At 64.3% G+C, this 10,727-nt stretch carries 17 protein-coding genes; 5 read left to right on the top strand and 12 right to left on the bottom strand.

Features of this window, described 5'->3' with window-relative positions:
• On the top strand, positions 1–701 hold a 701-nt coding region (locus L288_RS34915; protein WP_021238850.1), incomplete at its 5' end, for a tyrosine-type recombinase/integrase.
• Here L288_RS34915 and L288_RS34920 read toward each other — a convergent pair.
• Genes L288_RS34920 through L288_RS34930 form a run of 3 tightly spaced genes read right to left on the bottom strand, consistent with a single transcriptional unit; the run spans position 698 to position 1,992 of the window.
• Entirely contained in the window at positions 698–1,318 is a 621-nt protein-coding gene (locus L288_RS34920; RefSeq protein WP_008831329.1) for a histidine phosphatase family protein, read from the bottom strand. The genes L288_RS34915 and L288_RS34920 overlap by 4 nt on opposite strands.
• A 6-nt stretch (positions 1,319–1,324) precedes the next feature.
• Entirely contained in the window at positions 1,325–1,777 is a 453-nt protein-coding gene (locus L288_RS34925; protein ID WP_008831328.1) for a DUF2442 domain-containing protein, read from the bottom strand.
• Positions 1,774–1,992, bottom strand: a complete 219-nt coding sequence (locus L288_RS34930) for a DUF4160 domain-containing protein (RefSeq protein ID WP_008831327.1) — start codon at positions 1,990–1,992, stop codon at positions 1,774–1,776. The genes L288_RS34925 and L288_RS34930 overlap by 4 nt, the downstream gene beginning before the upstream one ends.
• A 146-nt stretch (positions 1,993–2,138) precedes the next feature.
• Here L288_RS34930 and L288_RS43905 point away from each other — a divergent pair, with 146 nt between their 5' ends.
• A complete protein-coding gene (locus L288_RS43905; RefSeq protein WP_008831326.1) occupies positions 2,139–2,366 on the top strand; it encodes a hypothetical protein in 228 nt (75 codons plus the stop codon).
• Here the strand turns inward: L288_RS43905 and L288_RS34935 are convergent.
• The 5 genes from L288_RS34935 to L288_RS34955 are packed head-to-tail and all read right to left on the bottom strand — an operon-like array spanning position 2,338 to position 3,796.
• Entirely contained in the window at positions 2,338–2,544 is a 207-nt protein-coding gene (locus L288_RS34935; protein WP_008831325.1) for a hypothetical protein, read from the bottom strand. The two genes, L288_RS43905 and L288_RS34935, sit on opposite strands and share 29 nt — an antisense overlap.
• Before the next feature lie 13 nt (positions 2,545–2,557).
• Positions 2,558–2,719, bottom strand: coding sequence for a helix-turn-helix domain-containing protein (locus tag L288_RS34940; RefSeq protein ID WP_015449421.1), 162 nt, complete (start codon positions 2,717–2,719; stop codon positions 2,558–2,560).
• A 51-nt stretch (positions 2,720–2,770) separates the two neighbouring features.
• Positions 2,771–3,190 (bottom strand): helix-turn-helix domain-containing protein, encoded by a 420-nt coding sequence (locus L288_RS34945; RefSeq protein ID WP_007685989.1) that lies wholly within the window; start codon positions 3,188–3,190, stop codon positions 2,771–2,773.
• Positions 3,191–3,225: 35 nt separating this feature from the next.
• Positions 3,226–3,546: a type II toxin-antitoxin system YafQ family toxin gene (locus L288_RS34950; protein WP_007685988.1), complete on the bottom strand. Its 321-nt coding sequence runs from the start codon at positions 3,544–3,546 to the stop codon at positions 3,226–3,228.
• The gene (locus L288_RS34955; RefSeq protein WP_007685985.1) at positions 3,515–3,796 is read right to left on the bottom strand and encodes a type II toxin-antitoxin system RelB/DinJ family antitoxin; all 282 of its coding nucleotides are present in this window, start codon (positions 3,794–3,796) and stop codon (positions 3,515–3,517) included. Before L288_RS34955 ends, L288_RS34950 begins: the two co-directional genes overlap by 32 nt.
• A gap of 414 nt (positions 3,797–4,210) precedes the next feature.
• Here L288_RS34955 and L288_RS34960 point away from each other — a divergent pair, with 414 nt between their 5' ends.
• The 3 genes from L288_RS34960 to L288_RS34970 all read left to right on the top strand — a co-directional run bounded on the left by L288_RS34960 (position 4,211) and on the right by L288_RS34970 (position 5,943).
• A complete protein-coding gene (locus L288_RS34960; protein WP_008831324.1) occupies positions 4,211–4,852 on the top strand; it encodes a SprT-like domain-containing protein in 642 nt (213 codons plus the stop codon).
• A 126-nt stretch (positions 4,853–4,978) separates the two neighbouring features.
• A complete protein-coding gene (parA, locus tag L288_RS34965) occupies positions 4,979–5,632 on the top strand; it encodes a ParA family partition ATPase (RefSeq protein ID WP_007686145.1) in 654 nt (217 codons plus the stop codon).
• Positions 5,629–5,943, top strand: a complete 315-nt coding sequence (locus L288_RS34970) for a ribbon-helix-helix domain-containing protein (protein ID WP_007686146.1) — start codon at positions 5,629–5,631, stop codon at positions 5,941–5,943. Before parA ends, L288_RS34970 begins: the two co-directional genes overlap by 4 nt.
• Positions 5,944–6,006: 63 nt before the next feature.
• Here L288_RS34970 and L288_RS34975 read toward each other — a convergent pair whose 3' ends face one another.
• The 4 genes from L288_RS34975 to L288_RS34990 all read right to left on the bottom strand — a co-directional run bounded on the left by L288_RS34975 (position 6,007) and on the right by L288_RS34990 (position 10,666).
• Entirely contained in the window at positions 6,007–7,119 is a 1,113-nt protein-coding gene (locus L288_RS34975) for a replication initiator protein A (RefSeq protein ID WP_007686147.1), read from the bottom strand.
• A gap of 885 nt (positions 7,120–8,004) precedes the next feature.
• The gene (locus tag L288_RS34980) at positions 8,005–9,363 is read right to left on the bottom strand and encodes a hypothetical protein (RefSeq protein WP_007015766.1); all 1,359 of its coding nucleotides are present in this window, start codon (positions 9,361–9,363) and stop codon (positions 8,005–8,007) included.
• Positions 9,360–9,806 carry a recombinase family protein gene (locus tag L288_RS34985; RefSeq protein WP_269077981.1) on the bottom strand — a complete coding sequence of 149 codons (447 nt, stop codon included), beginning with the start codon at positions 9,804–9,806 and terminating at the stop codon, positions 9,360–9,362. Before L288_RS34985 ends, L288_RS34980 begins: the two co-directional genes overlap by 4 nt.
• A gap of 95 nt (positions 9,807–9,901) precedes the next feature.
• On the bottom strand, positions 9,902–10,666 hold the full coding sequence (locus tag L288_RS34990; RefSeq protein WP_001389365.1) for an IS6-like element IS6100 family transposase: 765 nt from the start codon (positions 10,664–10,666) through the stop codon (positions 9,902–9,904).
• Between the last annotated feature and the right edge of the window lie 61 nt (positions 10,667–10,727).

Consider the following 10,727-nt stretch of genomic DNA (forward strand, 5'->3'; position numbering starts at 1 on the left):
GCGTCAAGCAGCAGCTCGCCGGCGTGCGCCACCTGTTCGACTGGCTGGTGACGGGTCATGCCGTGCCGGCGAACCCGGCCGGATCGGTGCGCGGGCCGGCGCATAGCCAGCGGCGCGGCAAGACGCCGGTACTGGCCCCCGACGAGGCGCGGCGGTTGCTCGACAGCATCGACGTGACCACCCATGCGGGCCTGCGCGACCGCGCGCTGATCGGTCTCATGGTCTATAGCTTCGCGCGGATCGGCGCGGCGCTGGCGATGCGGGTCGAGGACGTGTTCATGCAGAATCGGCGGCTATGGGTCCGCCTGCATGAGAAAGGCGGCAAGCGCCATGAAATGCCCTGCCACCACAATCTAGAGGATTATCTAACCGCCTATATCGACGGTTGCGAGCTGCGCGAGGACCGCAAGGGGCCGCTATTCCGCACGATCGCGCGCAGCACTAAGCGACTAAGCGATACCCCCCTGCCCCAAGCCAACGCCTTCGCGATGGTGCGCCGGCGCGCGGCGGCGGCCGGGATCGGGACGGCGATCGGCAACCACAGTTTCCGCGCGACCGGGATCACCACCTATTTGAAGAATGGCGGCACGTTGGAGACGGCCGCGACGATGGCGAACCATAGCTCGACGCGCACCACCCAGCTCTATGACCGCCGCCCCGATGACGTGACGCTGGACGAGGTGGAGCGCGTGTTGATCTAGGCGGCGAGCGCGGGCGCGCAGGTCCAGCGGTCGCCCTGCCAATGAAACCCTACCCGCTGCGCGTTGCCGATCGCGGGCGGCTCGCCCTTGCGCCAGAAAGCGCGCATCTTGGCCCGATCGTCCAGATGGGCGTCGGCGACGATCGCGCGCGCGGCCTGGATGAACTGCCCATGCCCGAACACATAGGCCAGCGATCCCGCAGGCATGGCGGCGAGGCGCGTTAGCGCCGCCTCGCAGCGCCGTAACAGGGTGCTGAAACTCTCCGCCCCTTCCCCGTCGCAGTAGTCAGGATCGGCCTCGCGCCAATAGCGTTCTAGGTGCGGCATCCGTTCGGCGCTGCGCGTGCCGTTCCAGCGCGCAGGTTGCAAATAGGTGAACTCTTCGATCGGCCACACTTCCACCGGCACGCCTGGAAAGCGCGCGATCGTCGGCGCGGCCGTCTGCCGGGTGCGGGTATAGGGCGAGGTGACGATGAGCGCGGGCGCTTGCGTCCAGCTCGCCGCGACCGCGCGCGCCTGTTCGTGGCCGCGCTCCGTCAGCGCGATCGTCGCGAGATCGTGGCAGGGCACGCCGGCGTTGCCGGTGTTTTCGCCGTGGCGGATGAAGATCGCTCTCATGTCCGGTTAGGCGGCCCGGTATAGCCCATTGCTGGCTTCCCAGCCCCGGCACGCCAGCAAGATTGGTTTCGGCACCTTCTTTTCGCCGTTGGAGTAGTAGGCGACCATGCGGCGCGAGACGCCAAGCGCATCGGCCGCCTTCGACAGCGACAGCGCATGGCGCAGCCGCCATTCGAGGAAGGCGCGCACATCGCCATGCCCGGTTGCCGACAGCGTTTCGAGCCACAGCATGTCCGCGCCCAGCTCCGCACCCGAAGGCCAGGCCAGGCTATGACCCCAATCGCCCACTTCGACCTTGGCGAACTCGCCCGGATCGCGCAGCGCGGCAAAGGCGCGATCGGCGAGGACCGCGCCAAGATCGAGATCAGCCGCCGTCCCTTCCGACCAGGACAGATGCAGCGATGACGGCCCGGTCGCGCGCACGGCGGTAATGGTGCGGGCCTTGTCGGTGATGTTCATCCGTTCAACTCCTGCCACGTCTGCATGAGCAAAGCCTGATTAGGCCGCGCCCATTCCAATGCGTCCTTCAAGACCGCCGCCGACACGGTGCCCACGATCACGTCAAACGATGCAATCGCCACCGAGCAGCGGAAATCCGGGCCTTCGATGTGGAAATGCGGCACGCCATGATCGCGGCCATAGACGGCAATTTTCCAGCGGGGACCGCGAAACATCGTGACCATGCTTCAATGTAGTGCAAAGGTTGCACTAGTGCAAGGCTGATAGCCAAAATGATCTAAGCGCCTGGCGCTGGCACCGTGGCCCTACTCGTTGCGCTCCCCAAGCCCGCAAGCGGTCCTGGCCCAAGGTTCCGGCCCACATGGCGGGCGAGATCGCGTGCGCGGATCTCGCGGCACCCTCGCCGATTACCGGCGATGTAGGCGATCGGGCGTCCAGCCTTCAATTCGTCGCCGGGTTCCGGCGGCCGATCAGGCACCTTGTCGAGAATGCGGTCGAGATCACCCACCGCACGACCTTTGGAGCGCCGCGCGAAAAACTCGGCCGCCGTTTCGGGTCGATCAATCGTCATCATGGAGATCAGACATAAGCGCCTCAACGCTGGTGAAGCGCACGCCCTTGCCAGCTTCCAGTTCTTCGATCGCATCGCGCGTAGCAGCGCGGCCCATCAACTCGGCCTCCAACTTCGCCTTATGGGCCTCATTACGCGCGCGGCGCTCGGGACTCCAATCTTTCATAAGATCGGAAAAGGGGCGATGGCCGGCCATTCTATCAATCCTTCTAGGTGAGAATCTGGATGCCGCGCCGCTTCACCAGCGTCAGCAAGGCGAGCGCCGCGCCAGTCGGCCGCATCGTGCCGGCCTCCCAGCGCTGGACCGTGCGCTTGTGCGCCCACAGCAAGCGCGCAAACCCGGCCTGGCTCAAACCGCTCTCCTGGCGCACCGCCGGATTTCGGCCGCCTCCATCGGTGGATAAAGGATTTCGCCGTTTCGATCAGTCCCCGTCATGGTCGTTCATCCCGGCCATGCCGGCTGCTGCGCCGGCTTCGGCGATGGCGTCGTTGATTTCCTCGATCGTGAACCGCGCGCCGTTGCCCTTCACTATCCCGCGCAGGTCATCCCACGAGCTTTTGCGCGGTGCCGGCGGCGCGATGCCCGCCGCCGTCGCGGCGGTCATCAGGTCATCCAGCGAGAATCTGTTAAACTTCCCGCGCAGGAGGTCGTTGAGGCGGGGCGGCGTCAGCCCGAGCCGCTTGGCGGCCTCGCCCAGCGGCACGTCCCACGACTTCACCCGCGCGGTGATGCCCCGCATCAGGTCCGCGCGCGTCCTCAACTCCGTCGCCTCCTCCGGCGTGTCGGCGATTGCGTCAAAGACGCAGGCGAAGGTTTCGACCTTCATGTCGTCGGCGTTCATTGCCCTGCCTTCCAAACGTTCGGCCGTCGAGCCGATTACTCGAACAGTTCCGAATGGGTTCCCGCGCGCACGAAGTTCACCAGATTGCCCTCAATCGTGTAGATCAGCAGGAAATCGCCGCCGATATGGCACTCGCGATGATCGCTCCAATCGCCCTTGAGGGCGTGGTCCAGCCATTCCGGGCCAAGCGGCGCATCGTTGGCGATGAGCAGCATCATCGCTTCCTTGAGCTGGTTCATGTTGTAGCGGCCGCTGCGCGACAGCCGCTCCCAATCCTTGACGAACCGCTTTTCGTAGGATGCCTCTCTTGGGAACGAAGCCCGCTTACTGCTGGCGGGCTTCTTGGTCGAGGGCATCGAACAGTTCCTTGGGATCGGTGAAGCGCGCACGACGCGCCTTCATGGTCGCGCGGGACGATTCGATCGCGGCGCGCGTCTCGGCGTTGGGCACCTTCAGCTCGAACGGCAAGGCATGGTCCTTGGCGACCCGCGTAAGCGTCATGCGGACCACATCGGAAACCGTCAGCCCCAGCTCGGCTAGGACGGCGGCGGCTTCATCCTTCAATGTTTCGTCGATGCGCGCACGCACGAACGCGGTAGCAGCCATTGGAATCTCCCTAGTCAGACGAACGATGTAGCTCATTTGAGCAACAATTTCAATCTAGGCGAGGAGACTGCGCCTGCCGCTGCGCGGCACCGTGGCTCTACTCGCTTCGCTCCCCAAGCCCGCAAGCGGTCTTGGCCGAAGGTGACGACCCACATGGCGGGGCCGAGATCGCAAGCGGATCTCGGGCATGGTGCCGGCGTGCGCCGGCATGATGTTCGTTCGCATGGGGAAAGGCGGTCCCGGCCGCCTCTCCCCAGCAACGGCAATCAGCGGGACCGGGTTGGCGCGAAGCGCCCGCCCGCACCACTCCCGCAGATTCCCGCTGCCCCCCTCTCTCGCCGGCTGCTCCGCGCGAACTCGGGAGCGATGGCCGCAGCCATCGCCCCGCAGGGCGATTTGAAGGGAGTAGAAGGTATGGAACAGGACAACCGGGAAAGCTGGCTCAATCGGGTGGCGGCGGGCATGGCCCCCTTGTTCGCGGCGTTGGACGCTCCCCTGCCCGCGCGTATCCGCGTGGCGATCGGCTTCACCAGCTCGGGCCGGAAGGGCAAGGCGATCGGCGAGTGCTGGGATAACCGGCTGAGCGCGGACGGGCATTTTGAAATCTTCATCCGGCCCGACCTCGCGCACGCGCCTGACGCCATGCCGGCGCAGATCGCGGCCATCCTCGCGCATGAGCTGGTCCATGCCGCCGTCGGCATCCCGGCAGGGCATGGGAAAGCGTTTAAACGGATCGCGCTGGGGCTGGGGCTCGTCGGGCCGATGCGCGCCACCACCCCCGGCGAGGCGTTTCTTGCGGCCGTCGCGCCGATCTTGGACGCCGTTGGCCCCCTCCCCCATGCCCGTCTCGACACCGATGGGGAGTCGACCGCGCCGAAGAAGCAGAAAACCCGGATGCTCAAATGCGAGTGCGCGACGTGCGGCTATACCGTGAGGACCGCGCGCAAATGGCTTGAGCTGGCCGGAGCGCCGCTTTGCCCGATCGAGGATCACGGCCGCATGGAGCATGAGCCGCTGGACGACGGCAGCGAGGATGAGGGCGGCGACGACGGCTAGACCGCCCTCCCCTCCCCGCAATTCGGGGTTTCATTGACGCTGCGCGCCAGTTCGGGGTTTCGTTGACGCAACCGGAGCAAGCCAGTATGACCACATGCAAACATGCGATCATGTAAGGATATTCACATGCCAACAATCGCGATCATCAGCCAGAAGGGCGGCGCGGGGAAAACCACCCTCGCCTTGCACCTGGCCGCCGCCGCCGAGGATTCCGGGCATACCGCCCTTGTGATCGACGTCGACCCGCAGGCGACGGCGAGCCAGTGGGCGGCATGGCGACAGGATGCGCCCCCGGTCGTGATCGACAGCGCGCCCCCTCGCCTTGCCGCCAAGATCGAGCAGGCGACGGGCCAGGGCGCGGCGTTCATCGTAATCGACACCCCGCCCCACGCCGACAGCGCCGCCAGCGCCGCCGTCGAGGCGGCCGACCTAGTGTTGATCCCTTGCCGCCCCAGCGCGTTCGATTTGGCGGCGATCAAGACGACCGCCAGCCTTGTGAAGATGCGCGGCAAGCCTGCTTTCGTGATCTTCACGGCGGGAAGCCCGACCGCGCCGCGCATGTATGACGAAGCCGCGCAGCTCGTGCAGGATTATGGGCTTGACGCCTGCCCCCACCATATCGCGGATCGCGCCGCCTTTCGCCACGCGGCGGCCGAGGGCAAGACGGCGATGGAGATCGAGCCGAGCGGCAAGGCGGCCGATGAGGTGCGCCAGCTTTACAAGTGGACATGCGAGCATGTAAACATGCAAGCATCTAGGAAGCGGAGGGCCAACGCATGAGCCGGAAGGGATCATTGCTCGCATTGCGGGATCGCGATGCAGCGCCAGCGCCGGCGATGGTCGAGCCGGAGGGGAGGGCGGCCGCGCCGATCGCCCGTGGCACTGGCGCAGGCTCCGGCAGCGGATCGAGCAGCAACCCGGTTGCGCCGAGCCGTCAGGGCAAGAAGGCCATGACGGGCTATTTCAGCCCGGAAATGTCCTTCGCCATGCACATGACCGCCCGCAAGCACGGCATGAGCCTACAGGACGCGATGGCCGAGGCGTTCAACGACTGGCTTCGCAAGATGGGGGAAAGCCCTGTAGGCAAGTGAGCATGTCCACATGCAAACATGCGGGTAAGTAAACATGGCCGCTTGCCCGCATAGAGCAGGGGATCAGCGTAGTGGTTTGCGTTCGTGCCGTTTCTTGCAGAAGCCGAGGAAGGCCCCGGCAGGGCTTTTGAGTTCGGGCTTGCCCATGTCGTGCCACCACGACACCCATTCGTCATAGAGCGCATACACGTCATAGCCTGGCGCGGCCGTCTTGGCGTCGTGCATGGTTTCCGGGTCGATATAGGGCGCATCGTCGCCGGCGCTGGCGACCGGATCGGGCTTGGATTTGAGGCCCGAGCGGTTGCGGAACAAGATCACGTCATCATCCATCGTCACCGCATAGTCGGGGAAATGGCCGTGATCGGCGTCATGCTCGCAGACCTTCTTGACCAAGGCCCGGAACACTCGGAGCGGGCTGTTCGAGCCGCATTTCTTCTGTAGCAACTCTAGGCCGATCTTCCATTCGTCCTTCACGCCGCAATGCTTGCGCGCCAGTTCATACATGCGCCGCTCGAACGGCTTGCGGAGCCGGAAATAGTCGCGGTGGAGCGTCAGGACGTTCTTGCTGATGACCGAGCGATAGACCCAATCCGACAGGGTGATTTCGAGATCAAGCATCCGGCCATCGAACGTCTTGCGCGTGATCTTGGCCTCTTCGATCAGGCCGAAAATCCGCGTTTCTTCGACACCGCCCGTTTGAATATTGGTCCGCACCGTGGTCCCGCGCAGGCGGGTGAGGGCGTCGGCCATCAGTCGATAGCCTTCGCCGCTGGTTTGCCGGTTGGTGGCGACGAGCATGTCATAGGCTTGCAGGCGCACCGTGCGGCTAGGTTGCTCGCCCTGGTTCATCTTCGCGACGAGCTGCGAAATGCAGTAGATCAATATGTCCTTGTCGTGGATCGTCGCCAGCCCCTTGCCCGAGGGGATAATCTCGATGACGTTGCCGTTATGCTCGTAGCGCCGCGTCCGGTTGTCGGGCTTGGTCGAGAGCGAAAACACCGGATGCTCCATTGAGGCCATGTCATCCTTGGGGATGGCGTCCAGCACGTCGCAGATGAACAAGTCCTGGTTGGGATGGCGCACCGGCAGCAGCGGCGTGCGATCGTCGCCGTCCACGGCCGAGACCGGCGCGGCGATCGGCGCGTCAAACAGGGAAGGGGAGGGGTCTATCGTCATTTCACTAACGCTAGGGCTACTATCGTCATTTCACATACGCAAGCGGATTATCGTCATTTCAGATTCACCGCCGCGCTATCGTCATTTCGATTACGCTTGAGCGCGGCAGGGAAGGCCTGGCGCTATCGTCATAGTGGATTCGCCTTTTCGTCACTCTGGATTCGCTTTTTCGTCAGAGCGGATTCACCGCGCGGCAAATTTCTGCCAAAAAAGCGAGGATTTCTGCGCCTTTCCGGGCAGGCCGAATTTCCGTAACACATCACTAAACCCATATTTTAACACTAGGCTGACCTGTGGATAACTTCAGCGGAAGATTATGACGAGAGGCTGGATCATCGTGGTTTCACCCACCAGCGTCCCGCCAGATCGGACAGCTTGTCCCGAAAATCGGGACAACGGCAGCGCGACTCACCAGCGCCGCGCTTCAGGCACAATCAGAAAGAAGAAAAACACCGCCTCTTGGGGCTTCGCCCCGCCGGCTCGCGGCCTTCGGCCGCCCCGGATCGCTTTAGCGATCCTCCCACCCGGCATCCCCATGATGAGCCGGCTTCGCCGGCACGCTTTTTGTTAGAAAGGGGATCGTTTAAACGCTGCGCCTCCATCGCAGCCACAGCGCCAGCAGCACCGTCGCAATTGGCTTTCCAGAAAAGCCAGGCGGATAGGACAGCGATCAATCCGAGAGGGCAGGGCAGGCGGAAATGTCGCCACAGGCGCGATTTCCGGGCCGCTGGGCCTCATTTCAGACGTTCGGCAAGGTCGGGGAGGGTTCGGCCGGCATGGCGCTCTACGGGCTTCCCAGGCGGCTGATTTTTTGGAAAGCTAGATGGCCTCTGTGCATTGTAGGGACACGGATTCACGGTAGGCATCGACGTCAGGGGTAGCGAACTATTTGCGCAGGTTCTCGATGCCAAGTTCGCGCCATATCCAAGTGAAGTCGTAGGTGGCCATCGGGTCGTTCGCGTCGAGTTGGCTGCTGCTGCGGTTTTCGAGATGCTTGAGCCACCCGGCTACTCGGTGCCGGCCTGCGGCAGTTTGAACGGCTGCGCGCGGGGTGATGTCGCCGAGCATGCCGACGGGTTCATCGAGCGTCGCGCGGTACTGACGGTCGAGCATGGCATGGATGAGCGGGGTTGCAACCTCTGGCGCAATGGCGGGTGCCGGTTCGGATGATGTCAGCCCCTCGGCCCGCGCCGCCATGGCCTGTTCGACCGTCTCAATCGTGGTCAGCGGCGAGCCGACCAACCCGGCGAGCGCATCGTTGATAAGCGCGGTGCCGCGTTTCGCTCGCTCGGCCGAGGTGACGGCGAGCATCAGGGCGCGGCCTTTCAATTCGACATTGCCGAGCACCGGGGTGCCGTCCGCCATCGTCACACCCCACGCCATGCGCCCGGTGCTTTTCGCTTTTCCGTTCGGTTTCTCGCCCAGCCAGTTCCAAAAGTGCGTGGTTTCCCGCTGAAGCGCAGGGACAGTATCAAGCCGCTCGCCGACCAGCGCCTGGGTCACGCCGCGTGCGAAGGGAAAGCGCACGCGGTGGAACATCACCTCCTCGCCATCAATGTTGTGCAGCGTGGGGATGGGCGCCGGTCCCATGGTCTTGGGAACGACATCGAACAGCCATGCCGTGCTGATGAGGGCCGGAAGTGCAGCCAGATCGTCGGCGTCTAGGTTCAACGCGGTGCGCGGGCTGCGCTTGCCCTTCGAGCGCCGTAGATCGGCGACGAGCGCCTCGGCCGCCTCCATCGTGAACGACAGCACGCCGCCCGACAGGAGGTGCTTGCCTCCGACCTGCACGACGCGGGCACCGATCCTGTCCCATTGCTTCAGCGTCTGCGAGGCGCTGCGCTCGGATACTCGAAGCGGCTCGCCGCCCCGGATCAGGTCGCGCACGAGGAAGCCGCTGCCGGGCTCGACCTCGCTGACCTCGTGGAGGCTCATCACTGACGATCGAAGGGCACGCAGGTAGATTTTGGTCGGGCCGCTCTCATTCCAGCCCCGGCGCCGAATATAGTCATCGACGATGTTCCGGTCGGGTTGGATGGTGCGCGTCAGCAGATCCTCGAACGCGCATCCCCACAACACGCCGGCCCAATGATCGCCGACGATGTCCGCCAGCTCGTCCGCTTCGAAGTCGAACTCCTCCATCGCCAGCCCGAGATGATCGCCGAGCGCCTCGCCCAGATGCTCGCCCCAGGCCGGCGAGGTGGCGAACTTCATGACGCCGGACAGATCGTGACCACGCTTCATGCCTGTTCCCTCTGCTGCTGACTGAATTGCTGGCGGTGCGCGGCGACGATGCGCGAGACGGTGGGTTCACTGACGCCGTAGAGCCGCGCCATCTCGGCACCGGACTTGCGGCCGGACGTGACGGACTCGGCGATTTCGCGGCGCTGCTTGTCGCCGAGCTTGGGCCGACGCCCGCCGATCCGTCCTTCTGCGCGAGCCTGGGCAAGGCCGGCGCTGGTACGCTCGCGGATCATGGCCCGCTCGAACTCGGCGAAGCTTCCCACCATCTGCATCATCATCCGCCCTGCCGCGGTGGTGGTGTCGATCGCCTCGGTCAGTGAGCGGAAGCCCGCGCCTGCCAGCTCGATCCGCTCCATGATGTGCAGCATATCCTTTAGGCTGCGCGACAGCCGGTCAAGCTTCCAGACGACGACGACGTCTCCGTCGCGCAACTGGCCGATCATCTCCAGAAGCTTGGGTCGGTCCCACCGCCCACCGCTGGCGGGGCTCTGTTGCAAAGATTGGCGGCAGTCAGAGGTAGGCTGTCGCTCTGCGCCGATCAGGCGGCTGCTGCGAAATGGTGGTTGAGCATGCCCATGGCCTCCGTCAGCGCCGAGGGCCCAATGCCAAAAGCTCTCTCCACAAGGCGCACCTCGCCCCTGATGCCGGGCTGCAGGCACCAGGGGCGAGCCTGTCCTTTGCGCAGGGCTCGCATGACTTCGAATCCCTTGATCGTGGCATAGGCCGTGGGGATCGATTTGAAACCGCGCACCGGCTTGATCAGTATCTTGAGCTTTCCGTGATCGGCCTCGATCACGTTATTGAGATACTTCACCTGCCGGTGGGCCGTCTCCCGGTCCAGCTTTCCTTCGCGCTTCAATTCGGTGATCGCTGCACCATAGCTCGGCGCTTTGTCGGTATTGAGCGTGGCAGGCTTTTCCCAGTGCTTCAGGCCTCGCAGGGCCTTGCCCAGGAACCGCTTCGCTGCCTTGGCGCTGCGGGTCGGCGACAGGTAGAAATCGATCGTGTCGCCCCGCTTGTCGACTGCCCGGTACAGGTAGGTCCACTTGCCCCGCACCTTGACGTAGGTTTCATCCAGGCGCCAGCTCGGATCAAAGCCACGCCGCCAGAACCAGCGCAGCCGCTTCTCCATCTCCGGGGCGTAGCACTGGACCCAGCGATAGATCGTCGTATGGTCGACCGAAATGCCGCGTTCCGCCAGCATTTCCTCAAGGTCGCGATAGCTGATCGGATAGCGACAATACCAGCGCACCGCCCACAGGATCACATCACCCTGGAAATGGCGCCACTTGAAATCCGTCATCGTTCCGTCCGTCCAATCTCCGCCAAGCATGCTCAAGCTTCACGATTTTTGCAACAGAGCC

It is taken from the genome of Sphingobium quisquiliarum P25, assembly GCF_000445065.1.
Lineage (GTDB): Bacteria > Pseudomonadota > Alphaproteobacteria > Sphingomonadales > Sphingomonadaceae > Sphingobium > Sphingobium quisquiliarum.